Consider the following 24,742-nt stretch of genomic DNA (forward strand, 5'->3'; position numbering starts at 1 on the left):
CATGAAAAGAGTAATTCTAACCGTTATATGTGCTTTTGTAAGCATCGGACTTAGTGCCCAACTGGGCAAAAAGGTTGCGGAGAAAAAATTGGGCTCAGTGCTTACCGTTAAACCTGGTGACCTGTCATTTAAAAATGCTGAATTGACAAAGAACTTTAAGGCAAGTAAATTGCCCATCTTAAATGTCACCGAAAAAGAGCTTAAGATTCCAAGTCGAAAAAAAGTTAAGATTACTCCTAAAAAGCTCTATCATCAGCATCTGGAAATACGGTTTTCCGGAATCTACACGAAAAACTATATCATCAGCGGGGACTACATTAATGGTGGCATCATATACTTTAATGCTCAACAAAATAAGAGGTACCGACTAAAAATAGTATTAGCAGACAGAAAACACCTGCTAGCAGATTTAAACAAGGATTTTCCCAACGGCTTGGCATCAATACAAGTTGGGAATCAAGGCAGAAGGTATTCAGTCAATGTTAACCAGAACAACAGGGAAATCAATATGCTATTTACCACTTCAGAGGCCGGTAGAATACCCATTGTAATTCACGGAATATTTACAAGCAATTGGAAATGGGGAGATGAGTTGTCCTTACCTATAAAATACATTCAAGTAGACGAGATTTAACTTCAAACAAGAATCATGAAAAAAGCTGTCTTTGTTAGCATGGGACTTATGGTCTTTGGCCTTACCTTTTTACAATCACAATGTTTGGCTCCATTGGAAGCTGAAAGCCCAATGCCTCCAAATCCTGTTAACAACATCAATGGTGTTTTTAATTTTGATTATAAAATTAAGGCAGACGTCAAGTTTACCATGAGTGGACGTACCCAGAGAATTGAAATGGATTATTATGTCAATTCGGCTGATGGTTCCATTCTGTTCCCAAGTGGTTTTAGGGGGTTCTTTAATGTGAACTTTGGCTCCTATGAAGATAATCGAGGAAGAATTGATGGCGCCATATGGCTTGCCAATGGTCAAATGGTGAATTACTTTTTCGATAAATCGGACGGAAAAAAACGGGCAGTTACGCGCAAAATTCGAGGAACTGCTGAGGGTCGGTTTGAAAACGATTATCGGAACATCGTGGATTTTTTCAATTCCGCAGCGGAACTTGCAGAGCATCCTGAACCTATGCCATCGCATATCGTATGGAGTAGTATTACAGAAGGGTATAAAGGCCAGTTGGTTGAAGCTCATACTGGAATTACCAATACCGTGGAAATCTATTTCGATACCAATCCCACCACTTTCAAAACCTCTGTCCCTATGGTCGGTTTTATGGTGGGTATCATGAAAGATACCGTATTTAAAAATTGCAATCGTTTAGCGGTTTACACCAAAGTAAATATCGGTGGTGATGGTTCTTCAGATTCCATTCAGGCTGAGCTACGATTCATGCGATCCACAGCTAGGACCTTTGATGCTACTGAGTACAAGCCAACATATATTGGAGGGGAGACAGGAACTGATATCAATGCTGCAATGCAAGATTTCAACAGACGTTTGCAAATTTTATCATCGGATAAAGAAAATTTTAAAGAGCGTAGAAAGCTTTGTAGAGACAATTTATGCAGAGAACGGATGAATAGGGAAATACAACGCATTGAGGACGCCATGAAACGACTTGAGTGCGAAGCAGCAAGAAACATGGGTATGGAACACTTAGCTGATGATTGTGAATGAATAGATTCACTGTAAGCTTGTTCCCAATTGTCCTGAATTTGAAAGGGATGGGTTTAGATCGCTGCCTTAGAAGTTTCGAGCTGGGCTTCAAAAAGCGTTTGGAAATGTTTGAGCAATTTTTGCTGGACCTCCCCCATACTGATTTCCTGTTTCCCCAATTCCACATTGAGTGATGTTACAGCCTTGTCTTTTATGCCACAAGGAATCATTAAATCGAAATAACCCAAATCCGTATTCACGTTGAGTGCAAAGCCATGCATGGTCACCCAACGGCTAGCCCGCACCCCCATGGCACATATTTTTCGGGCAAATGGAGTTCCAACATCCAACCATACCCCCGTTTCTCCTTCAGAACGTTGTCCTTTGAGCCCATATTCTGCCAGGGTCAAAATCACCATTTCTTCCAAAAAACGCAGGTACTTGTGAATATCGGTAAAGAAGTTATCCAAATCCAAGATAGGATACCCAACCACTTGTCCAGGTCCATGATAGGTGATATCGCCTCCGCGATTTATTTTGTAAAAAGTAGCATTCTTATCCTTGAGTACCTTGTCATCCACCAACAGATTATTGATATCTCCACTCTTTCCCAAAGTGTAGACATGAGGGTGTTCCACAAACAAAAAATAGTTAGGGGTTTCCAATTCGCTTCCACTCCTTCGGTTGGCGATTTTGGTGTCCACGATTTGCTTGAAAAGCATTTCCTGGTAATCCCAAGTTTCCTTGTAGTCTTTGCGACCCAAGTTTTCTAGAATGACCTTTTTGTTCATTCTGCAAAGATACGAATAGCTAGTGCGGAAAACTAGTTTTCCAATTCTACCTCCAGGTCCAGTACAGAAGGGTCTTTCATTAGATCTAAGAACTTCACCTCGTAAATAAGTGTCTTGCCGTCTGCACTGAAGGTAGCCCCCTCTGCTGAAGCTGATTTCACGCGTTTTGGAAAATGGTACTTGAGCGTGTAGGTAGACCCGGAAAGAAACATCTCAGCGCCTTGAAGACTATCAATGCTCTGCTGAAACAATTCTTGGTCGATAATTTTTGCAGTTCTTGAAAATGTATTGCCGGAATAGTTATAGTTCACTTCGGTAGTTGGCTCTTCTCCCCCTATTTTGGGTTGATTACCTTGATTACTATTTGGACCCAAAGTACTTGCACTTTGAAAAGCATTAAAAGCATCATTCACTTCGTTCACATTTTTGAACTCGCTGAATAGGTCAAACTTCATTTGCTTTGCTTCCGGGTCCATGAGCATATGCATATTGAATCGCTCCAACTTCTTTAATTTAGCCTGTTCTTCGGGAGACAATTGGGCAATGCTATCTTTCTTTTCTTCCAATATATCCTTGAATGAAATCAGGGAATCCACCGCTTTTTCGTTGTCTTTCATCATCTCCTCTCCTGCCATTTCCATAAGCTCAGAACCGTCAAAATTAATGGACAATTTGCCCGAACCGTCTTCGTTAATGGTGATTTCCTCGGTAAAATTGCAGGAAGTAGCGAACACAACGGCGATAGCCATTATGAAAAAATGTATACGTTTCATGGTCTTGATTTTAGTTCGTGTTATTTAGGATGACGAGCGCCCCAATTACACCTGGAACCCACCCGCACAATGTCAAAAGTAAGACAATAAGAAACGAACCACAACCTTTTCCGATGACCGACAACGGAGGAAACAAAATGGCCAATAAAACTCTCCAGAAACTCATATTTGATTGATGATGATGTACTTTATAAGTAGTTTACATTCGTATTTTGTTACAACGATCTTTTAATTTTATCGTATTAGTTTTACGCTATGAAAAAATGGATGTTCTTACTGGTCTGCCTATCCTTTTGGTCCATACAGGGACAGTATCGGTTTTCTGGACAGATGGCCCAAGAAAATGCAGGCAAATCCATTTATCTTTCTTTGGTAGAGGACTATAGAAAATCCTCTCGCATCTATTTGGACCAAATCATCCGAAAAACAGAAGTTGATTCTACCGGAGTCTTTTATTTTGAAGGAAACAATCTTCCTACTGAAAATAGAATTTACCGGATTCATTTGGATAACTGCGAAGAGGATAAAGAATCTGCTCACTTTTTGGGTCAATGCCAGAACAGCCCCAATGTGTTGTTCATTGCCAAGAACACTGATTCCATCCAATTTCCCACTTCATTTGAAAACCAAGCCTTGTGTACCATTGAATCTACTAATCCCAAATCGAAATTGATTTTGGAAATTGAAGGATTCAAGGAAGAAATGATATTCGACTTCACAGAATTTCGAAGCGACACCAACTTAGCGTTAAATTCTAAAAACTGGTTCGCAAAACTGCAGGAGTATGGTGAAAATGGAGAAGAACCCTTGGTTGAACTTTATATTTTCGATTTTCTTTCTGACAAAAAAAATGAAACCTACGGTTTTTATCTAGAGGACATAATCCAAAATCCATATTATGACGAGTTACTTTATCGACTTCAAAATTCCTATCCTGTAGCCAGTTTTACCCAGCAATATGAAGCTGAACTAATTGCTGACAAACAATTGGCCAGTTTTGGAAATTCTTCTGTTTTCCAATGGCAATGGATTCTATTACTCTTGTTGGCGGTTTCTCTTGGTTTCAATATTTTTCTTCTTCTTAGAAATCGAAAAAGGAAACAGTCCGCCGAATTTCTGCATAAACTCACCCCACAAGAACAAAAAATTGTTGATCAAATCAAGGAAGGAAAAAGCAATAAAGAGATTGCTGCTACCCTTTTTGTGAGCCATAGTACCGTTAAGACCCATATCAACAATCTCTATAAGAAACTCAATGTTTCCAGTAGGGAAGACATCCTAGCCCTTTTGGAAAAATAGATTTCCACCCTGGGTCTAGACCCAAAATCCATCCTTCACTTTTCCATTCACTCCTCCCTTTTCGTGAATTTTCGACTCTAATCAATTCTTTAATTCATGAAAACAATTGTAACAGCAGTTTTATCACTATTTCTATTTGTCGGTTTTGGCCAAGAGTACAATAAGGAAATCGTTTTGGAAAACGGCAAAAAATTTATGGTCGGAAAAATCACAAAAGAGGGATTGGAAAATGAACCCTATCAGACCTGGTTTAAAAGTGGTTACGCTTCGTATCAGGTTGATGAGCAGATGGTTCGCATGCTCAAAAAATCCTTGAAAAAACATGAAATCAAATTATTCCTGGGGACTTGGTGTGGGGATAGCAAACGTGAGGTGCCACGAATTTTAAAAATTCTAACCGAAGGTGGATTCCCAGCGGAGCAGCTGGAAATAGTTGCCCTAGACCGAAGAAAGGAGCACTATAAAAAAAGTCCAACCGGTGAAGAAAAAGGTTGGGACATCATTAAAGTGCCCACGCTTCTCTTTTTAAAGGATGGCAAAGAAGTGAACAGAATTGTGGAAAGTCCGGTAGAATCACTTGAAGAAGATATGGCTCAAATTCTTCTGGGGAAACCCTATATCCCCAATTATGCCAACTTGAGCAAGACCGAGTGAAAAATTAAAGCGCAAAAGTGTAATTTTGCGCTTTAATTTTTTTCAGACATGCAGCTATCGGAACAGGAAATCGTTCGTAGAGAGAAATTGACAAAGCTCAGGGAAATGGGAATAAACCCTTACCCAGCAGCACTATACCCCATTGATGCTACATCCAAAATCATTAAGAACGATTTTGAAGAAGGAAAACAGGTGGTTATTTCCGGTAGGCTAATGTCACGAAGAATTCAAGGAAAAGCCTCCTTTGCAGAGCTTCAAGACGGCGAGGGCCGTATTCAGGTATACTTTAATCGAGATGAGATTTGTCCAGGCGAGGACAAAACACTCTACAATGAGGTATATAAAAAACTACTCGATATTGGTGACATCATCGGTGTAGAGGGTTCCTTGTTCACCACACAAGTGGGAGAAAAAACGGTTATGGTCAAAAACTTTACGGTATTGAGCAAAGCTTTGCGCCCCCTGCCCTTGCCTAAAGTGGATGCGGAGGGAAATACCTATGATGAATTTAACGACCCAGAGCTAAGGTATCGCCAACGTTATGTGGATTTGGTAGTGAATCCTTCGGTAAAGGAAACCTTCATCAAGCGGACCAAAATTACCAATAGTATCCGCGAATTTTATAATCAGAAGGGGTATTTGGAGGTTGAAACTCCCATTTTGCAGCCCATTCCAGGAGGAGCTGCAGCTCGACCTTTTTTGACCCATCACAATGCGCTGAATGTACCTTTGTATTTGCGAATTGCCAATGAGTTGTACCTGAAAAGACTTATTGTAGGTGGTTTTGACGGGGTGTATGAGTTCTCCAAAGACTTCAGGAATGAAGGAATGGACCGTACGCACAATCCCGAATTCACTGTGATGGAACTGTATGTAGCCTATAAAGACTACAACTGGATGATGGACACTACCGAGGAACTTTTAGAAAAAGTGGCTCTGGATTCCAATGGAAGTACCCAAGTACAGGTGGGTGAAAACCTAATCGACTTTAAAGCACCGTATCCAAGGGTACCGATGTTGGAGGCCATTAAAACACATACAGGTTTCGATATTACTGGCATGAACGAAGAACAACTTCGAGAGGTTGCCCAAAAGCTGGAAATCGAAGTGGATGAAACCATGGGCGTAGGAAAACTGATAGATGAGATTTTTGGGGAAAAATGTGAGCACCATTATATACAGCCTACATTCATTACCGATTACCCCAAGGAAATGAGTCCTCTGACGAAAGAACATAGAAATAATCCGGCTTTGACCGAACGGTTCGAGTTAATGGTAAATGGGAAGGAACTGGCTAATGCATATTCTGAGTTGAACGACCCCATTGACCAGCGTGAACGTTTTGAAGACCAGTTAAAGCTTTCTGAAAAGGGAGATGACGAAGCCATGTTTATCGATCAAGATTTTCTACGAGCCCTTGAGTACGGTATGCCCCCAACTTCCGGTATAGGGATTGGAATTGATCGTTTGGTTATGCTATTGACCAATAATGCCTCGATTCAAGAAGTATTGTTCTTCCCGCAAATGCGACCTGAGAAAAAACAGGTTCAGCTGACCGAGGAGGAAAAAATCATTATGGATATTTTGAAGCCTGTTGGTGCAATGCCATTGTCCGAATTGAAGGAAAAATCGGCTCTTAGTGGCAAAAAATGGGATAAGAGCACTAAAAACTTATCCAAATTGGGACTATTTGAAGTGGAAAAAAACGAGGATGGGCTATTCGCCAAAGCTAAAAACTAAGTGCTCCATCCGTTTACCATTTCTTGGTCGAACATTTCTAGGTTTTAATTGCAATTATTGTCCTTCAAGACATTTTTCGTATTTCCCTAAAAAAGTCTAGCTTAGGCTTCCATATGGAAAAAAGTAAAAAATGGGGACTGTTACTTGGCCCAGTAGCTTTTCTAATTTTAATTAATCTTCCCATTGAGCTGGTTTCGGAAAAAGGAGACCATGTTATTGCGGTTGCTGCTTGGATGCTGATATGGTGGATTACCGAGGCTGTTTCCATATCGGTTACCGCGCTTTTACCCCTTTTACTTTTCCCCCTATTGAAAATTTTACCCATTGCTGATGTTGGTGCAAACTATGGAAGCCCCATTGTGTTTCTATTCTTTGGTGGTTTTGTGATGGCATTGGCTTTGGAGAAAGTAAATCTACATCGTCGAATTGCCCTGAACATTATTAGACTTACAGGAACCACTCCAAATCGCGTGATTCTTGGATTTATGATTGCCACGGCTTCGTTAAGCATGTGGATTAGCAATACGGCTAGCACTGTGGTGATGCTTCCCATTGCCCTTTCCGTGATATCCTTGTTGATTGATGATGAAGACGGTTTTACCCAAAATGATAAAAACTTTGCCTTGAGCGTGATGTTGGGAATTGCCTTTTCAGCCAATGCGGGTGGAATAGCTACTGTAATCGGAACTCCCCCAAATTCAGTTTTAATTGGTCTTCTGGAAAACGAATACAATATTGAGATTTCTTTTCTAAAATGGATGACCTTAGGACTGCCCTTCTCAATGATTATGATTGGAATCAGTTATTTGGTATTGGTCAAATGGATGTTCCCTAATCGTGACCTGAAGTTCAATGCCTCCAAGGAAGTTATTCAGCTTGAATTAGAAAAATTAGGGCCTACTTCGGGAAAGGAAAAAATGGTCTTGGTTATTTTCGCAGTTACCGTGTTCTTATGGATATTCCGAACTTTAATCAACTCCATTTTCCCAACTTTGGGATTGTCAGATACTATGATCAGCATATTTGCCGCTATTTCGTTGTTTGCAATTCCCTATAATATAAAGCAAGGTGATTTCATCATTAATTGGAAGGATACTTCCAAATTAGCCTGGGGCATATTAATACTATTTGGGGGAGGGCTTGCCTTAGCCAAGGGAATGTCGGTTAGCGGAATAGTCGATTTGGTGGCATCAACCATTGCCCAGAGTGATATCAGTATACTATTTACCGCCTTTTTGTTGATTATTCTAATGCTTTTTATGACGGAATTGATGAGTAATGTTGCCTTAGTCGCTGTTTTAGCTCCAGTGGTGGCAGGGATTGCCATAGGTCTTGATATACCTATCCTTTATCTATTGATTCCAGTTACCATGGCGAGTAGTTGTGCTTTTATGCTGCCCATGGCCACCCCGCCCAATGCCATTGTATTTGCCAGTGGATATGTAAAGGTACCTCAAATGGCCCGTGTAGGGGTAATCCTTAACCTTATCGCGGTTGCTCTTCTGGTATTGGTATTTCAGTTTGTAATACCCCTACTATTCTAAAAGAAAATGGCCTCCGAGGAGGAGGCCATTCACTAACTAACTAACTCAAAAAAAAGTAAGAAACTAACTCTAACTCTTATTGTATATACGGGTCAAATCCCAATGGTAGATATCCTCCAGTTTGAAATCCTAATTCAACCTCTTCACAATCTTCGATAAAGTTGATGGCTTTTACTGAAATGATTCCGCTATAGGGATCAAAATTTTCTGGTAAATATTGGGCTGTATCGAACCCAAGTTCCCATTCTTGTTCTTCTTCAATGAACTCAACTGTGCTGATATCAAAGTCTTCAGCAGTATTAAATCCATAACTTGTAAATACCGACAGACCTAAGGTCAACATCAATATTGTTTTAAAGGTATTTTTGGTAATCATAGTTGTCGCTTTTTAATAATAGTACAAAGATAAAACCCCGAATTCCTAACTTTATTATAATTAGTCTTTCCTTAACGAATCCAGAAATAGCAAGGGATAATCACTTCTTTAACACTTTGATTCTGACACTGAAAAAGTGATACTCCCGAAAGCTTAAAATTGACAGTTTAGCAAAGAAATGAAGCTCTTTTTGCCATTTACACTTAATCGAATTTTGTGTTATTGTTTTGTTAATGAACCCTTCCATAAATGGATTCAACTAAAAAGCCCTCTTGCGAGGGCTTTCCTTGACTAACAACTCAAAAATTTGTAAAATGAAATCAAACATCCTACTTATTTGACCCTTGAGTAGGGATCAAAACCTTCTGGTAGGTAAGGAGCGGTTTCAAAACCTAAATCCTCATCTTCCAATTCTATATAGTTTACGGAAGCAATTCCGATTGTGTCTGTGTAAGGATTAAAACCTTCAGGTAGCTCATACGTGCTATCCAAACCTAGTTCCAATTCTACCTCAGTGTTTTCCTCAATAAATGGTACCGCATTTGGATTAAAGTACTCTTCATAAGGAGAAAATCCTTCTGGCAAATAATCCTTGGTATCAAAACCTAAATCCACGTCTTCTTCCTCTATATAGTTGATGGCATGTACGTCCAATACTTCGGCATATGGATCAAAACCACGTGGTAAATAGTCCTCGGTATCAAAACCTAGGTCAAATTCAACTTCACTTTCAACGTATATAATGGAATTCAAATCAAAATAGGTTTCATAAGGATCAAAGCCTTCTGGGAGATAGTCGGCGGTATCAAAACCGAGTTCCAACTCGTTCTCATCCTCTAGATACTCTATTTCGTTAAGATTTAGTTCAAAGGAATCTTCAGTAGTCCAGTGGTATGTGGACTCCAATCCTTCTACTTCAGCATTGATATTCAATACTGTAAAATTGTTCTCAAACGTACTTGTGGTAATTTGTTGCTGGTCGGCAGGTGTACTTACCGTACTTTGTTGTTCATCTGCTACGGCTGAACTACCTAAAAGGGCACATCCGTAAATTAATAATAACTTGCTCATTTTTGATTGAATTTTTTGATTGATGATGTATGCCTATAAGACTCCCCTAATTTTAAATTGTTACAGGTATTTTCATTTTTTTAGCAAAAAGAAATCCTCTCGTATCGCCAAAATAGCGTGGCTTTTAACGGAAACTATCAGTAAAATTAGATACTCCCATAGGTTAGAACATTTTTGAAAAAAAATCACACTTAATATTTATTTAACAGTCTGTTATCGTGTTTTTTAAGTTCTTTAGGCTCGCTAAAAACTACTTATTACCTTATAATGATTCAAAAATTACTTCCCAAAGCGCTACTTGCGCTTTTTATGTTGGCGCTAATTCCTTCTTCAAATGCCCAACTTTTTAAAAAGAAGAAGAAAAAAACAGAGCAGTCCAGTACTCCTAAACCTAAAAAAGGGGCTATCAAACCGTATGACAAGGTGATCACCAAAGAAGCAAAAACCGATGAAGGTCTTTTTCAGGTTCATCAAGTAGATGACAAACACTTCTACGAAATTCCTGACTCCCTATTCAATAGGGAAATGCTTATGGTAAGCCGAATCTCCAAAACAGCCACAGGAATTGGTTTTGGTGGTGGCAAAATCAATACCCAGGTGCTACGCTGGGAGAAAAAGCCGAAAAAAGTATTGCTCAGAGTAGTCTCTTATGGAAATGTTGCAGCTGATTCTCTTCCGGTGCATGAGGCTGTGGTCAATTCTAATTTTGAACCGGTTTTGTTCGCTTTTGATATTAAAGCATTCAATAAGAAAGATTCCCTCAATCCTGCAACAGTCATTGAAGTGGACCCGATGTTCACCAAAGATGTCAATGCTATTGGAATGCCTGGTTTTTATCGAACACGATATAAGGTAAGTAGATTGGACTCGGATAGAAGCTTTATTGAATCCATAAAAAGTTACCCACTAAATATAGAAGCTAGACATGTAAAGACCTATTTCGCCAAAGAACCGCCAAGCAACCAAAGTTTGGGTTCGATTTCAGTAGAAATCAATAATTCCATGATTCTGTTGCCCAAGGAGCAAATGAAAAGAAGGTATTTTGATGAACGTGTAGGCTGGTTTGCCAGAGGGCAGGTTGATTATGGTTTGGATGCCCAAGAGAGCAAAACCGTCCGTTATTTGGATAGATGGCGTTTAGAGGTAAAAGATGAGGATATTGAAAAATACAAGGCGGGTGAACTGGTAGAACCCAAAAAGCAGATTGTGTATTATGTGGACCGCGCTACTCCAAAAAGATGGATACCATATATAAAACAGGGAATAGAAGATTGGCAAGTGGCCTTTGAAGAAGCCGGGTTTAAAAATGCCATAATTGCCAAGGACCCCCCTTCTGTGGAAGAAGACCCAGAATGGTCTCCAGAGGACGTGAGGTATTCCGTTGTACGTTATTTGGCTTCACCCATTCCAAATGCTAATGGACCACATGTCAGTGATCCAAGGAGTGGTGAGATTTTGGAATCCGACATTAATTGGTACCATAACGTAATGACATTGTTGCGCAACTGGTTCTTTGTCCAAACAGCAGCAATCAATCCTGAGGCTCGTGGGGTGGAATTTAAGGATGAGATTATGGGTAGATTGATACGCTTTGTATCCGCACATGAAGTGGGACACACCCTGGGGCTACCGCACAACATGGGAAGCAGTGTGGCTTTTCCTGTAGATTCACTACGCTCTGCGAGTTTCACCCAAAAATATGGTACCGCTCCATCCATAATGGATTATGCGCGGTTCAATTACGTTGCACAGCCGGGAGATGAAGGTGTTGCCATGATGCCAGATATTGGTGTCTATGACAAGCATGCCATTCGTTGGGGATACAAGCCTATAATGGATAAAACCGCTGAAGAAGAAAAACCAATTCTAAACAGTTGGATTAGAGCACATGAGGATGACCCCATGTACCGTTTTGGTCACCAGCAAGTAGGTGATGTCCATGACCCTAGCTCGCAAACTGAGGATATAGGTGATGATGCTGTCAAAGCCAGTCTATATGGCATTGAAAATCTAAAACGCATTGTTCCCAAACTGATGGAATGGACCACCGAGGAAGGGGAAAATTATGATGACCTAGGAACCCTATATGGACAAGTTGTTGGACAGTATAGAAGATATATGGGTCATGTTTCCAATAATATTGGTGGTGTATATGAATTTTATAAGACCGCAGACCAAGATGGGGCAGTATACACACATGTAGATAGAGACCATCAAAAAAAGTGTATGGATTTTATGCAGGAACAGCTTTTCAAAACCCCTGAATGGCTTATTGACCAAAATATTTTCAATAAAATCCAATATTCAGGTTCGGTAGAAAGAATACGTTCCACACAAGTAAGGTATTTAAATAATATCCTTCACTTAGGTAAAATGGCCAGAATCATTGAGAATGAAACCGTAAATGGTACGGATGCCTACGGCTTACTGGAGATGATGTCTGACTTAAGAAGAGGTATTTGGTCGGAAACCCGAAGTGGAAAAGCAATTGATACCTATCGTAGAAACCTGCAAAAAGCCCATGTGGATAGATTGGAGTATTTGATGACCGCTGAGAACCAAAGAAAACTTCCAAGTTTCAATGGGTATAGAAAATCCACTGTCGTAAATACCAGTCAATCCGATATTCGTTCTGCAGCCCGTGCCGAATTAAACAATCTTAAACGTGATATTCGAAATGGATTAGGACGCACTAATGATAGAATGAGTCGATATCATTTGCAGGATGTATTGGAACGCATTGACAAGATTCTTGACCCCAGTTAATCATAGCTTAAAAGCATAAAAGGCCCCTCGAGGGCCTTTTTTTATTTAAACCATGCATTTCATCGATTTAATGATACTTTTTGTCGGATTCACATCGAAATTGCTTAAGTTGGCAACAAATGATGGTATTAGGCCATCGGTTTGACTACTTTAGTAACCCCAAATCCTAAAATCATGACCTACAAAACTAAAAGCCTTCTCTACTTTTTCTCCTTCGTAATAGCCGCTACATCCTATTATTTGGTTGAACAGCACAAGGCATTTACCAATCAAATGCAATCTGCAGAGATAGTTGAAACTCAATTTGAGGACGATTACGAGATATCGGAGACTTCACAAGAACAAATCGATAAAGAGCAGTAGTACCTGCTTTCACATGTTAAAAACTTCACAAACCGAATCAAGGGTTTAAACCTTGGCTTCGCTTGTATGTCCTAGGACTAAATCATTAAAAGTTTAAACATATGAAACAGTTAGCAGTACTTCTTATGGCTTTTATTAGCCTAAGTGCATTTTCCCAAAGAGCAGATGGTCCAAAAAAGAGTAAAAGAGCCTTACAGGATTTGTCTGTGGAGCAGTTGGCCACTTTGCATACTAAAAAATTGACTTTGGCTTTGGATTTGACAGAGTCCCAACAAGCCAAAATCATGGAAATTAGTTTGGAAGAAGTTGCATTCAAGAAAAATAAGCATGAGGAAATCAAGGCAAAAAAGGAAAGTGGGGAATGGAAAAAACCATCTGCAGATGAGCGTTTTGAAATGGCCAATGCACGATTGGACCACAAAATAGCACATCATCAAAAGATGAAACAGGTTTTGAACAAGGAACAATACCAGACTTGGAAAGAAATTCAATTAAAAAGAGCTATGAACGGCAAAAAAGTAATGCGGAAGGAAGGTAGAAGGGGATAGTGTTTTTTGTTGATTTTGAAAGCCACGCCGGCCATGGGCGTGGCTTTTTCTTTTAAGACTTTTCTAAAAGAAATAGGACATACCATTTAAGTTGAAAATCTATTTTGACAATTTTTGCGTACATATTTTAACCTCCCTAAAGACTTTCGTCTAATCCTTAAAATTCAATAACGATGAAAGCACTTTTTTATATTCCCGCCCTAGCCCTATTACTTACCTCTTATTTTGGTTTTTCACAAAGTGACCCAACTAATTCTGAAACCCAGCATGATTTCCAAGTCGGAGAACAGGTTTTTGTATTTGGAAATAATGTCAAACTACGCAGCGCCCCAAGAATTGAATCCGAAGTATTGGAACTCCTAAAAATTGGGGAATGGGTTAAAATAATTGAGAAAACCGAATTCTCCTGGCCTTATAAAGGCTATGATTCACCCTTTTACAAAGTAAAATATGATACCGTTGAGGGGTACATTCTTGGCGGATTGTTGGCTGTAGAAAAAAAGACCATAGCCGGTAATGCGTATTTTTTTGCTTTTTCAAAAGAGGGAGAACGACCTCATCTAAACATTCGCCATATTATTCAAGGTAAATATGCGGAGCAAAAAGTCCCTTTAGCACATACCCATTTAAGCATTCGGTCTATAGGGAACAAAGGGCTTTATGACCTGGATGATATCTTATACATTGACTACGCTCCCAAGGTATCCGGTTCTGAGGCCGGAGGGATTTACTTTTTCATCCAAGGGCATAATCTTTACAAAATTGGTCAGCTTTCCGAAATTTCGGATTCAGACAGGTTTCATCAATTCGAAACGTTTATTTTTCCAAATGATGAAAACGGAATTCCAGAGACAATTCTTTTGAAGAAGGAGAAACGGGAGGTTTTGGATATGGAATCGGAGTGGGTACAGACCTCCTCTGAAACACGAAAATTACTTTGGATTGATGGAAAACTAATGCCCAGTTTCAATCAGAAGTTATCAAATTAAATGATTGCGACTCCACTTATCCATTTTTATCGGTTATTTTACCGATATTTTAAATTATCGGCTATTTTACCGATATTTTGATTTATCGGCTATTTTACCGATATTTGTTTCGTGAATAATACAACCGCCATAATCACCGGGGATATTATCAATTCCCGAAAAGAGACGCCCAAAGCATGGCTGCCCTACTTAAAAGAGGCATTGAAAGCCTATGGTGAAGAACCCAGACAATGGGAAATTTATCGTGGGGATAGCTTTCAATTGGAAGTTTCACCAAAGCAAGCCCTAGAGGCGGCTATTTTTATCAAAGCTACTATAAAGCAAAACAAGGGCATTGATGTGCGAATAGCCATTGGAATAGGAGAAAAAGACTATGATTCGGAAAAAATTACTGAATCCAACGGCTCTGCATTTGTCCATTCCGGAGCATGTTTTGAAGGGCTAAAAAAGCTGACTTTAGCTCTACAATCGGATTCAAAAGCGTTTGACAGCACCTTGAATTTAATGTTGCAATTAGCTTCTTTGAACATGAATCACTGGTTGCCCGCAACCGCACGTATCGTAAAGGCTTCCATGGAAAACCCTGACTTCAATCAAAAAGAACTGGCTGCCTTATTGGAAAACTCGCAGAGTAATATAAGCGAAGCCTTAATCCGTGCAGGATTTGATGAAGTCCAAAAAATGATTGATTATTACAAAACCCAAATTGAACAACTATGATCGCACTAACCCTAAAGCTTATCCTCGCCCACTTTATAGGCGATTTTGTCTTACAACCCAGTCACTGGGTAGATGACAAGCTAGAGAAAAAGTGGAAATCCAAATACCTATACTGGCATATGGGTATCCATTTAACCGCTTTATTACTCTTATTACAGTTCAAGCAGTTGGGATTAATTGCCATTATAATCATTAGTCATTATTTGATTGACTTGGGAAAACTCACTTTCACGAATTCAAAAAACTACCGCTGGCTTTTTGCATTAGATCAGGTCTTGCATATTGGCATTATCCTACTTCTGGTATATTGGAAAGAACCTTTTCAGATGAACTTGGGATATATTTTTGAAATCCCCTCTTTACTGTTCATCACTTTCCTAGTGTTCGTCACCTATGTTTCTGGAATTCTAATGCGTATGCTTTTGGCTCCATACTTCGAGGAAGTTATCAAAGACGATGACCAAGAAGGCGGGTCCCTTAAAAATGCTGGAAAGTATATTGGTATGTTGGAACGCCTTTTCGTTTTTGGCTTTATCCTTATTGGTCAATGGGCATCCATAGGGTTACTGATTACTGCTAAATCGGTGTTCCGTTTTGGAGATCTCAATAAAGGAAAAAACCGAAAACTTACAGAGTATGTGCTCATTGGAACTTTACTCAGTTTCGGACTGGCCATTCTTGCCGGAACTTTGTACAACTACCTTATCGAAATACTATAAAAAACCATCCCGAAGGATGGTTCATTAAGTAGTATGTTGTTTGCTTGTCATGCTTCAACCTTTTGATTCCAAACTCCAGTTTTGGCAGTTTCCTTTACAAAGTCAATAAACAATCTTGGTTTTCTTCCCAACACCTTTTCAACATCATGGGTCATTACCTGATTCTCCTCATTATCCAGTACCTCCGTGAACAAATAACCAATCAACCAAACATAGCCATCAGGGACCCCATGTTCCTTGAGCATTTGGGTGTACTGTTCCACGCTAACTTCGCTAAAATCGATTTCTCTATCCGTAGCTTTAGCAATCTCCTGAATCACTTGACGGAATGTATAGAATTCCGAGCCGGTCAGTTCATAAATCTCCCCATTGTGTTTTTCACTTAACAAAGCTTCAACAGCTACCTCTGCGATATCATCAGCATCCACATAAGGTACATTGGTATCTGCCAAAGGAAGGGCTACGACTCCATATTGAATGGCATCTAAAAAGAAACTTTCACTAAAGTTCTGGCTAAACCAACTCGCTCTTACAATGGTACAGCCAATACCAGAGTTCATGACTATTTCCTCACAGAGCTCGGCTTCCCGTTCTCCTTTTCCTGAAAGTAAAACCAACTTCTCAACTCCTTGCTTTTTGGCCTCCTTGGTTAACCCTTCTATAGCCTCCTTAGCCCCTGGCACCGCCAAATCGGGTTGGTAGGTAATATAAACACTATCCATTCCCTCCAGTGCTTTTTCCCAAGTAGATTGATCTTCCCAATCGAATTTAGGTGTAGCTCCTCTGGAGCCTATACGCACCTTATGGCCTTGTTGCTGAAGCCTTTCTACAATGCGTCTTCCTGTTTTTCCTGTTCCTCCTAATACTAATACGTTTTTCATAATTATTTGATTTAAATGTGTTATTAAAATTTTTTATTTGTTGATCGCTGCCAGAACTAGCATGGCAAATGATATGAATGATGCAAAAACCCGAATGGTATGAAAGCGATTCCATGGCTGTTCAAACTTTTGACGAAGCGTTTGAAGCTCGGCCACACTACTCCCTATCAAATCGGTCTTATCCAATACTTGGTTTAAGGGGACGTTGCCCAAAATGGTAACCAGAACGACGCCAAAGAAATAGATGCCTACCGCTATTAAAATCAACCAAAAGTGTTCTGGGGATATTCCTTTGTTTGTAAAGATTGTAGCGACTCCTATGGGAAACGACCCCATAAAAACAGCAAAGAACAAAGGGTTTTCAATGCTTCGGTTCATCTTTTGAAAGGCTTGCAGATACCCTAGATCGTCCAATTGACCAATACCAGGGGTTACTGCGTTTCCCCATGTGAAGCATAGTCCGGCTACCAATCCAACAAGTAGGATAGTTGCCATTAGTGTAATGTTGCTTGCTGAGATTTCCATGATTCATGATTTTTAATGGTTTATATATTTTTTGCTTTCAGATTGACCTTGAAGTTCCAGTACAACACGGTGACCAAAATGAATTCTAACCCAATCAGCCAAAAGTTGATATCGAAAAAGAAGCTTTGATAACTTCCTCCGGCAGGTACTACGAGAAAAGGGACCGTAATCAATGCGTCCAGAATCGCACTGATGCCAAAAAAGACAAGGCCCAGAAGTAAACCGTGTGCCTCCCTATTGTTTCGGTAGTAGAGTGTACAACCCATCCAAACCAGAGGGATTATCATTACAAACAGGACCAGATTGGCTTGTAATTCTAGGTTTTCAATTACCGGAACAAAGAAGGATAGGGTATACAATGTGACCCCAAGTATCCAGATTAAGGTTCCAATTCCGATGGTTCTAAGTGTTTTCATGACTGTTCGATTTTTAATTATGGGACAAATCTAGGAGCGGGCCACTCGGGACATTTGTTCGAAAAGGAGAAAGATTTGTTCGAAAAGGATAACTTTGGAAATATGGATGTTTCCAGTAAAAACAGAAGGCGGTGGCGTATTATTCGATTTTACTGTATCGGATGGACCCTTGCGTTTGTGTTTTTGAGTATAGTTCGTGGAATCGGAACTGAAGAACTTGGAAAACTAAAGTTTGATTTTGTTTCCAGCCTATATATTGCCTTTACCATTGGTCCGCTCATGGGTTTGATTTCAGGAGCGGCACAAATCCTTACCGAGGAACGTATTTACAAAAGAATCACGATTCGAAAACTGCTGTTCATTCGTTTCCTATTCACCATCCTATTCACAGTGGTCTTAATTCTATTGGCCTATGGGACCTATCAATTGTACTTTGGCATTTCCATAGATATATTTTCTTTTGCTTCCGACCGCGGTAGTGGGGCCATCTATTTCTATGTTTTCTCTGTGGATTTAATGCTATCTGTGCTAAGACAGGTAAACCTAATGTTGGGAGAGGGTAATTTGTACAAACTTTTTTTGGGAAAGTTCTATACCCCAAATGAAGAAAAACGCGTCTTTATGTTTTTGGATTTACAATCCTCCACAGAGTTGGCGGAGAAATTAGGTCATATTAAATACAGCATGCTGGTACAAGAATGTTTCAATGATTTAGGAACTGCCATCCCCGATAATGCTCAAATCTACCAATACGTTGGGGATGAAGCAGTAATCACCTGGGATTCTAATACTGGAATAGAAAACCAAAATTGCCTACAGGCCTTTTACAGTTTCAAAAAGCTATTGGCAGAAAGGGAAGATTTCTATATGAAAAACTACGGCTGTGTCCCTTTTTTCAAGGCTGGTGTGCATGTTGGTATTGTAACCGTAACGGAGGTCGGCAAGTACAAAAAGGAAATCGCGTATCACGGAGATACCATCAATACGGCGGCAAGAATCCAAGGAAAATGCAATGAGTTGGGCAGTGAACTTCTTCTTTCTGAAACCCTAAAAAATGAATTGCTATCCAAAAGATTTCGTTTTACCGAAATGGGGGCAGTAGCGCTTAAAGGGAAAAAGGGGAAAATAACCATCCATTCTGTGTCCCAAAATGGTCCCCAAAAAGCTATTGCCTAATCTCACTAGGTCTAAAGCCAAACTTTTTGGTAAAAGCATTGGAAAAAGAGCTTAAACTATCATACCCCACATGCCAGGCAGCTTCCTGAACCGTTGCTTCATTAGAGCGAATAAGCTGATGTGCTCTGTTCATTCGTTCATTTTGCAAATATTTAAACACGGGCACTCCAAATAACTCCTTGAAATCCTTTTTTAATTTAAACGTATTCAGTCCAATAATCTTGGAAAGTTCATTAAGTGAGGGTGGGGTATCTAAATTATTGGAGAGTATTTCTTTTGCTTCATATAACTTCTGCCTTTCATCTTTTTTAATGCCTTCGTCCTTTAAGGTGGACAATTGCCAAAAGAAATGGGAAAGTAAGGCCGTAATCTGACTGCGAAAGAACATCATCTTGGCTTTGCCTTCATAGCGATTGTTGAAAATCCCGTCAACAATGTGCTGCATCTCTGGCGTCATAAAAAAACGTGGACCTTCAACATAATGGTCGGATGGTTTTACCAATTGCTCCAATAAATCTGTAAATAACTCTCCCTCATTATTGGGTAACTTCTGCAAATTTCTTGGTGATGTTGCAATAACAATACATTGCAAGGGTTTATTGGCGGACACGGTATGAACACATTGCACATGTTCATCGGCATAAAATGATAAGGCCAACCCTTTGGTGTTTTCATAATCATCTTTCTTACCACTATACTGCATGGAAAGGTGTACGTTTCCCGAACCGTATAAGGCAACCGCTATCAAGGGTTCATCAAAACTACAGGAATCGATAGTTACCTCATCTGAATTGGCTTCCTCAATCAAAATCGTAAAATCGTTGATGTCCAAAATATCTCGAGTCATTGCGCTGAGTATGAGTACTAAAGTTATTTAATTTGCTTCAAAAATGTACTCCCATCCAACAAAAAAAGGCCATCTAATTAGATGGCCTTTTTAGCATAGCATATTGCAATGTTATTTGGAAATAAAGGTATCGATGGTCTTCCCGACGCTTTCCTCGGTTTTTACAAAGTTCTTATCAAACAAATGCGCATATAAAGGTTTGTCATCCACTTTGGCATTAAGCTTCAAATCCTGGTTTTGGGCAAATACTTTATCCCACTTGGCGCGAACCAAAGCCCAGTCCTTTTCATTCTTTGACCACCAATCCTGGGCAGCTTTGCACCGACTATCATCCACTTTAATGTACGTATTGAACCCTTTTTCCTCTGCAAGGACGATATCGTTCTCCCCCTCTTTTCTAATGATTTTTTTATTGTCTTGGTCATGAATCCAGCCTTCCTGAGTGATAGCATGCTTATTGTTTCTTAAGGTGACATTGTAATCACTCCTTTTGGTATACTCTCTTCGAGGTAATGGAGCATCTGTAGTGTTTTCCCAGAAGCTTTGTCCATCCACATGCACCCAACTGGAGGTTCCCTCATAACGTGGACTGTCATCTACTTGAAAAACTTTTTGCGTCCATTGACCTTGAACATCTTCTTTTGCCAAGGAATTGTATTTCCAAGTATTATCTGCATGATAGGTATAGAGGTCTGTGTTCTCAAATAACCAGTCTTGTCTCCAGTGCTTAATAACACGTTGTGCATCTGGCTTCCCCACAATCAAAAGATGTTGCATAACAATCTTGTCTGCATCGTCCTCCACAAGTTGAACCCATTCAAGACCCTTGTCATGTTTTACTTTCGAAGGCACATAAGTGGAATCATTGGAATATTGGAAGGTTTCAGCGAAATTGAATCCAACCTCATAGCAGCCACACATTTTCTTAATGGCCTGTTGGTCTTGTTCTTTTTTGTTTTGCGCATTTAATCCGAAAATCAATGCCAAACTAAGGATGGAACTAAGGAATACATGTCTCATTTTTCTTAGGTTTTCTAGTTAAAAAATTCTTTATTCTTATTTAGATTGATTTAAAATAAAATATATATTTGTCACAAATCTAAACAAGAATGAGTCTAAATAAAAATAATTATCTCATTATTTTTTTCTTTTTGATTGCCTCAATCACGTATGCACAAGAAGAACAGCTAAAAGACTCGATTCTGACGGAAAACCTGGACGAAGTGGTCGTAACAGCCACGAGAACGGTTCGACAGTTATCCTCCCTACCACTACCGGTCACTTTGATTCCAAAGGAGCAGATTCAACGCTCAGGAGTCACCCGTTTAGATGAAATTCTAGAGGAACAAACCGGTATCGTGTTGACCCCAGATGCCACTATTGGTGGTGGAGAAGGAGTTCAAATACAGGGAATTGCTTCCGACTATATTTTGATTTTGATTGACGGGGTTCCCGTTGTAGGTCGTAGCTCTGGTAATCTGGATTTAAGCCGTTTCGCCATTGGCAATATCAAACAAATTGAGGTGGTAAAAGGACCCTCTTCCAGCCTCTTTGGTTCTGAAGCACTGGGTGGTGTGATCAACATTATTACCGAAAAGCCCGATTCAGAAAATATTACAGGTCAAATTTCCCATAGGACTGCCACTTTTAATAACCAAAATACCAACCTTAGCCTTAACCAACGTTTGGATAAAATTGGGTATTCCTTTTTTGCAGATAGGTTAAGCACCGATGGGTACGATTTGGCTCCTGGACAAGAAGGTCAGACCGTGAACCCATTCTTCAATTACACCTTTAATGGTCGATTTTTTTATGAGGCCTCCGAAAAGTTGAACGTTTTTGCCTCTGGCCGTTATTTTTTTCAAGAATTTGACTTGTCTCCCAGCACTAGTGAAGAAAAGGACGCCAATGCCCATCTTCGAGTGGATCACAATCCTTCTAAAAAGACAAACCTACAATATGAGCTATACTACACGAACTATGTTACCGATGAAGAGGTTGTAGATCCCATTAATGATGAACTTTTAATCGCCAACGACTTTGACCAGACCCTTTTTCGCCCGGAGGTTCGTTTCAATTATGAATTTGGTCCCCAAAACACCCTAAGCTTAGGGGGTGGTTACAATTTTGAAAATTTGGACCGCTCCCTTTTTGCTGAACGGGTAACTTTTGATTCCCAATATTTGTTTGCCCAGTATGATTTCAATCCCCTAAAAAAACTAAATGTGATTCTTGGGGGTCGCTTTGACAACCATAGTGAGTACAACTCCCAATTCAGTCCAAAAATTTCGGCACGTTATGCCCTGAGTCCAAAACTGGCTATAAAAGCTTCGGTAGGCAGTGGATTTAAAGCACCTGATTTTAGGCAGTTATATCTGGATTTCACCAACGCAGTTGGAGGAGGGTATTCCGTATTTGGAAAGGAAGTGGAGGCTGCTGGCATACAACGACTACTTGATAACGGGGAAATAGCAACACTTCAGGTGGACCCCTCCAACCTTGGTGAGCGCTTGGATGCAGAAAGTTCGGTCGGTTATAATCTAGGTTTCTCCTATAAAAATGGAAAATTATCTTCGGAAGTCAACTTCTTCCGAAACGATTTTCGAAATCTAATTGACACCCAAATTCTGGCTGCTAAGACCAATGGGCAAAATGTGTTTGGATACATCAATCGGGAACGAGTCTACACCCAAGGTATGGAAATGGATGTGCGGTATCGGTTAGGAGATAATTTGAATCTTTCCGCAGGTTATCAGCTTCTGTTTGCTTTTGATAAGGATTTGGAGGATGCCATTGATCGGGGGGAAGTATTTGCCCGAGATCCGGGTTCCTTGGAAACCATCCGACTTGAACGTTCTGACTATTTCGGTTTGGAAAATCGTTCTCGCCACACCCTCAACTTTAAAGCATTTTATGAAGTTCCTGAGTGGGATGCCAATGCAAATCTAAGGGTGGTATATCGAAGTCGTTTTGGACTCACCGACCGCAATGGTAATGGTCTTTTGGATGAATTTGATGATTCCTTCACGGAAGGTTTCGCTTTGGTGAATCTCGCCTTCGGAAAAACCTTTTTTGAACATTACGAGCTTCAACTAGGGGCTAACAACTTATTGGACTTTAGAGGGGAAAACCCTTTGGCAGCGGAAGGCACAAGTTTGCTTATCAACCCAGGAATTCAACTATTTACAAGACTTAATATTCAATTTTAATTACTAACAATTACCATGAAAACCACATTAAAACTATTTAGTTTACTATTTGTACTTACAGCTTTTATAAGTTGCAGTGAGGATGATGAAGTACCGGACTTAGTGCCCGTGCAAAGCACGATGGCAAGTGACATTCCAGCGCCACAAACAGGGGGACAAGGAGAGCCTACAAGTGGCGATTTTACCAAATTCAGTTTTGCAACCGGAGCGGTTACTACAAGCGACATTGAATGGGATTTAGCCTTTAGAGGAACCGCGGTGGCCGTAAATGGGGGTGCAGTTACCGGAACAGCGGATGAACCCGCTAGAAGTGGAGACGGTGCAATTTCCATACAAACTGGAACCTTTGGGGATATCACCTCAGCGGAAGGATTAACCTTTACCCAAGATGCTGATGGTGCTTTTGCCATTCCTGCTGGAAGTGACAATGGTTGGTATAATTATAACTTTATGACCAATCTTATATCCCCTATCCCAGGTAAAATATTTGTGGTGCGTACCCATGATGGTAAATACGCGAAGGTTGAATTTTTGAGCTATTATGAAGGAGCTCCTGCCTCCCCTGACGGATTTGCAGATACGCCAAGATTCTACACCTTTCGATACATCTATAATCCCAATGCGGGTGAAACCAACTTAAGCGAATAAAATGAAAATAACCAGTATTGTTTTTATTGCACTACGACTGCTTTTGGGCGGTTTTATGATTTACGGGGGAATTCAAAAATTCCAAAAGCCCATACCTTCACCAGTTGAAGTTGTAGAAACTGCAGAAAAGTTCAAAGCCCTGGAAAAAGAAAGTACCTTACAAAAAATTCTTTATATCAGCGGGGCTAAGCAAACAGGCTATTTCTGGCAAGTTCTTGGCATTTGTGAACTACTTTTTGGACTCTTACTTGTTTTTCAAGGAACTGGATTCGTAGGGGCGTTGTTCCTTTTGCCCATTACGTCGCACATTTTCTTGTTCCATATATTTCTTGAATCCGATGAAATGGGAGAGCTCCTGCAAACCGGGGGTCTTTTTGCCATCAACATCGTTCTGGTGCTGAAAGAACGCAGTAAATGGAAGCACCTGCTATGGATAAAACCCATTTAAATGGGTAGTTTAGGTTTGTTCAAAAAAAGCGGAATTCATAGATTCCGCTTTTTTATTATACTCTTCTCTCACTTTTCAAAATGGGAACATCATTGATGCTGGCAAAGCGCTTTTTCATCAATCCATTCTCATCAAACTCCCAGTTCTCATTACCATAGGCTCTAAACCAATTTCCTTCAGCATTTTGATATTCGTATTCAAAACGCACGGCAATACGGTTATCTCCATGAGCCCAATATTCTTTTTTTAGCTTATAGTTTAGTTCGTTATTCCACTTATCCATCAAAAACTCCTGAATGGCTTCCCTCCCATTAATAAATTGAGAACGATTGCGCCACTCACTGTCCACGGTATACGCTTTGGATACTTTAACCGGGTCTTGGCTATTCCAAGCATCTTCGGCCATTTGAATTTTTTGTTTGGCCGTTTCCAACGTAAATGGAGGTACGGGTTGTTTTATTTCTTGTTCCATGATATTTTAAAGTTGTATGTCTTGTTTATTAGGTCGTAAAAACCAAATAAACACTACCCACAACAACATGAAAAAAAGCCGTGGGCAGTGTTCTG

Annotated in this window: 27 protein-coding genes; 16 read left to right on the forward strand and 11 right to left on the reverse strand. The window is 40.0% G+C overall.

Annotated features, from left to right (window positions below):
- The first annotated feature begins 1 nt into the window (after position 1).
- Together ACSLUF_RS13735 and ACSLUF_RS13740 are read left to right on the forward strand one after the other, a co-directional pair.
- Positions 2 to 634: a hypothetical protein gene (locus tag ACSLUF_RS13735; RefSeq protein ID WP_435623335.1), complete on the forward strand. Its 633-nt coding sequence runs from the start codon at positions 2 to 4 to the stop codon at positions 632 to 634.
- A 15-nt stretch (positions 635 to 649) separates the two neighbouring features.
- Positions 650 to 1,693 carry a hypothetical protein gene (locus ACSLUF_RS13740; protein WP_435623336.1) on the forward strand — a complete coding sequence of 348 codons (1,044 nt, stop codon included), beginning with the start codon at positions 650 to 652 and terminating at the stop codon, positions 1,691 to 1,693.
- A 53-nt stretch (positions 1,694 to 1,746) separates the two neighbouring features.
- Here the strand turns inward: ACSLUF_RS13740 and lipB are convergent, their stop codons facing one another.
- Genes lipB through ACSLUF_RS13755 form a run of 3 tightly spaced genes read right to left on the reverse strand, consistent with a single transcriptional unit; the run spans position 1,747 to position 3,402 of the window.
- Complete coding sequence (gene lipB, locus ACSLUF_RS13745; protein ID WP_435623337.1) at positions 1,747 to 2,463, reverse strand: lipoyl(octanoyl) transferase LipB; 717 nt, start codon at positions 2,461 to 2,463, stop codon at positions 1,747 to 1,749.
- Between the two features lie 32 nt (positions 2,464 to 2,495).
- Positions 2,496 to 3,236, reverse strand: coding sequence for a hypothetical protein (locus ACSLUF_RS13750; RefSeq protein WP_435623338.1), 741 nt, complete (start codon positions 3,234 to 3,236; stop codon positions 2,496 to 2,498).
- Positions 3,237 to 3,246: 10 nt separating this feature from the next.
- Complete coding sequence (locus ACSLUF_RS13755) at positions 3,247 to 3,402, reverse strand: YqaE/Pmp3 family membrane protein (RefSeq protein ID WP_152131518.1); 156 nt, start codon at positions 3,400 to 3,402, stop codon at positions 3,247 to 3,249.
- Between the two features lie 89 nt (positions 3,403 to 3,491).
- Between ACSLUF_RS13755 and ACSLUF_RS13760 the strand changes: the two genes are divergently transcribed.
- The 4 genes from ACSLUF_RS13760 (at position 3,492) to ACSLUF_RS13775 (ending at position 8,473) form a co-directional block, all read left to right on the forward strand.
- Positions 3,492 to 4,535 (forward strand): response regulator transcription factor, encoded by a 1,044-nt coding sequence (locus ACSLUF_RS13760; RefSeq protein WP_435623339.1) that lies wholly within the window; start codon positions 3,492 to 3,494, stop codon positions 4,533 to 4,535.
- Between the two features lie 96 nt (positions 4,536 to 4,631).
- Complete coding sequence (locus ACSLUF_RS13765; protein ID WP_435623340.1) at positions 4,632 to 5,189, forward strand: thioredoxin family protein; 558 nt, start codon at positions 4,632 to 4,634, stop codon at positions 5,187 to 5,189.
- Positions 5,190 to 5,237: 48 nt separating this feature from the next.
- Complete coding sequence (gene lysS, locus ACSLUF_RS13770; protein ID WP_435623341.1) at positions 5,238 to 6,929, forward strand: lysine--tRNA ligase; 1,692 nt, start codon at positions 5,238 to 5,240, stop codon at positions 6,927 to 6,929.
- A 113-nt stretch (positions 6,930 to 7,042) separates the two neighbouring features.
- The gene (locus tag ACSLUF_RS13775; protein WP_435623342.1) at positions 7,043 to 8,473 is read left to right on the forward strand and encodes an SLC13 family permease; all 1,431 of its coding nucleotides are present in this window, start codon (positions 7,043 to 7,045) and stop codon (positions 8,471 to 8,473) included.
- 76 nt (positions 8,474 to 8,549) lie between these two features.
- On the opposite strand, the gene ACSLUF_RS13780 is transcribed toward ACSLUF_RS13775, so the two are convergent.
- Both ACSLUF_RS13780 and ACSLUF_RS13785 read right to left on the reverse strand, forming a co-directional pair.
- Positions 8,550 to 8,849, reverse strand: a complete 300-nt coding sequence (locus ACSLUF_RS13780; protein WP_435623343.1) for a hypothetical protein — start codon at positions 8,847 to 8,849, stop codon at positions 8,550 to 8,552.
- A 333-nt stretch (positions 8,850 to 9,182) separates the two neighbouring features.
- A complete protein-coding gene (locus ACSLUF_RS13785) occupies positions 9,183 to 9,920 on the reverse strand; it encodes a hypothetical protein (protein WP_435623344.1) in 738 nt (245 codons plus the stop codon).
- Positions 9,921 to 10,187: 267 nt separating this feature from the next.
- Between ACSLUF_RS13785 and ACSLUF_RS13790 the strand changes: the two genes are divergently transcribed.
- The 6 genes from ACSLUF_RS13790 to ACSLUF_RS13815 all read left to right on the forward strand — a co-directional run bounded on the left by ACSLUF_RS13790 (position 10,188) and on the right by ACSLUF_RS13815 (position 16,025).
- Positions 10,188 to 12,686 (forward strand): zinc-dependent metalloprotease, encoded by a 2,499-nt coding sequence (locus tag ACSLUF_RS13790; protein ID WP_435623345.1) that lies wholly within the window; start codon positions 10,188 to 10,190, stop codon positions 12,684 to 12,686.
- Between the two features lie 174 nt (positions 12,687 to 12,860).
- Entirely contained in the window at positions 12,861 to 13,049 is a 189-nt protein-coding gene (locus ACSLUF_RS13795) for a hypothetical protein (protein ID WP_435623346.1), read from the forward strand.
- Between the two features lie 101 nt (positions 13,050 to 13,150).
- Entirely contained in the window at positions 13,151 to 13,597 is a 447-nt protein-coding gene (locus ACSLUF_RS13800; RefSeq protein WP_435623347.1) for a hypothetical protein, read from the forward strand.
- A gap of 173 nt (positions 13,598 to 13,770) precedes the next feature.
- A complete protein-coding gene (locus tag ACSLUF_RS13805) occupies positions 13,771 to 14,586 on the forward strand; it encodes an SH3 domain-containing protein (RefSeq protein WP_435623348.1) in 816 nt (271 codons plus the stop codon).
- Positions 14,587 to 14,697: 111 nt separating this feature from the next.
- Positions 14,698 to 15,306: a transcriptional regulator gene (locus ACSLUF_RS13810; protein WP_435623349.1), complete on the forward strand. Its 609-nt coding sequence runs from the start codon at positions 14,698 to 14,700 to the stop codon at positions 15,304 to 15,306.
- Positions 15,303 to 16,025, forward strand: coding sequence for a DUF3307 domain-containing protein (locus tag ACSLUF_RS13815; protein WP_435623350.1), 723 nt, complete (start codon positions 15,303 to 15,305; stop codon positions 16,023 to 16,025). The genes ACSLUF_RS13810 and ACSLUF_RS13815 overlap by 4 nt, the downstream gene beginning before the upstream one ends.
- Positions 16,026 to 16,072: 47 nt before the next feature.
- Here ACSLUF_RS13815 and ACSLUF_RS13820 read toward each other — a convergent pair whose 3' ends face one another.
- The 3 genes from ACSLUF_RS13820 to ACSLUF_RS13830 are packed head-to-tail and all read right to left on the reverse strand — an operon-like array spanning position 16,073 to position 17,847.
- A complete protein-coding gene (locus ACSLUF_RS13820) occupies positions 16,073 to 16,906 on the reverse strand; it encodes an NmrA family NAD(P)-binding protein (protein WP_435623351.1) in 834 nt (277 codons plus the stop codon).
- A 33-nt stretch (positions 16,907 to 16,939) separates the two neighbouring features.
- Entirely contained in the window at positions 16,940 to 17,431 is a 492-nt protein-coding gene (locus ACSLUF_RS13825; RefSeq protein WP_435623352.1) for a DUF1772 domain-containing protein, read from the reverse strand.
- Positions 17,432 to 17,451: 20 nt separating this feature from the next.
- Positions 17,452 to 17,847 carry a DUF5367 family protein gene (locus ACSLUF_RS13830; protein WP_435623353.1) on the reverse strand — a complete coding sequence of 132 codons (396 nt, stop codon included), beginning with the start codon at positions 17,845 to 17,847 and terminating at the stop codon, positions 17,452 to 17,454.
- Positions 17,848 to 17,922: 75 nt separating this feature from the next.
- On the opposite strand from ACSLUF_RS13830, the gene ACSLUF_RS13835 reads away from it, so the two are divergent.
- On the forward strand, positions 17,923 to 19,023 hold the full coding sequence (locus tag ACSLUF_RS13835) for an adenylate/guanylate cyclase domain-containing protein (protein ID WP_435623354.1): 1,101 nt from the start codon (positions 17,923 to 17,925) through the stop codon (positions 19,021 to 19,023).
- On the opposite strand, the gene ACSLUF_RS13840 is transcribed toward ACSLUF_RS13835, so the two are convergent.
- Entirely contained in the window at positions 19,013 to 19,870 is an 858-nt protein-coding gene (locus ACSLUF_RS13840; RefSeq protein WP_435623355.1) for a helix-turn-helix domain-containing protein, read from the reverse strand. The genes ACSLUF_RS13835 and ACSLUF_RS13840 overlap by 11 nt on opposite strands.
- A 111-nt stretch (positions 19,871 to 19,981) precedes the next feature.
- Positions 19,982 to 20,890, reverse strand: coding sequence for a DUF6607 family protein (locus ACSLUF_RS13845; protein ID WP_435623356.1), 909 nt, complete (start codon positions 20,888 to 20,890; stop codon positions 19,982 to 19,984).
- 89 nt (positions 20,891 to 20,979) lie between these two features.
- Here ACSLUF_RS13845 and ACSLUF_RS13850 point away from each other — a divergent pair, with 89 nt between their 5' ends.
- From ACSLUF_RS13850 to ACSLUF_RS13860, 3 genes are read left to right on the forward strand one after another with little or no spacing between them, the layout of a single operon-like run.
- On the forward strand, positions 20,980 to 23,079 hold the full coding sequence (locus ACSLUF_RS13850; protein ID WP_435623357.1) for a TonB-dependent receptor plug domain-containing protein: 2,100 nt from the start codon (positions 20,980 to 20,982) through the stop codon (positions 23,077 to 23,079).
- A gap of 15 nt (positions 23,080 to 23,094) precedes the next feature.
- A complete protein-coding gene (locus tag ACSLUF_RS13855) occupies positions 23,095 to 23,727 on the forward strand; it encodes an HmuY family protein (protein ID WP_435623358.1) in 633 nt (210 codons plus the stop codon).
- A 1-nt stretch (position 23,728) separates the two neighbouring features.
- Entirely contained in the window at positions 23,729 to 24,175 is a 447-nt protein-coding gene (locus tag ACSLUF_RS13860; RefSeq protein ID WP_435623359.1) for a DoxX family membrane protein, read from the forward strand.
- Between the two features lie 55 nt (positions 24,176 to 24,230).
- Here the strand turns inward: ACSLUF_RS13860 and ACSLUF_RS13865 are convergent, their stop codons facing one another.
- A complete protein-coding gene (locus tag ACSLUF_RS13865) occupies positions 24,231 to 24,647 on the reverse strand; it encodes a DUF1348 family protein (protein ID WP_435623360.1) in 417 nt (138 codons plus the stop codon).
- Between the last annotated feature and the right edge of the window lie 95 nt (positions 24,648 to 24,742).

Source organism: Flagellimonas sp. (genome assembly GCF_965601775.1).
Lineage (GTDB): Bacteria > Bacteroidota > Bacteroidia > Flavobacteriales > Flavobacteriaceae > Flagellimonas.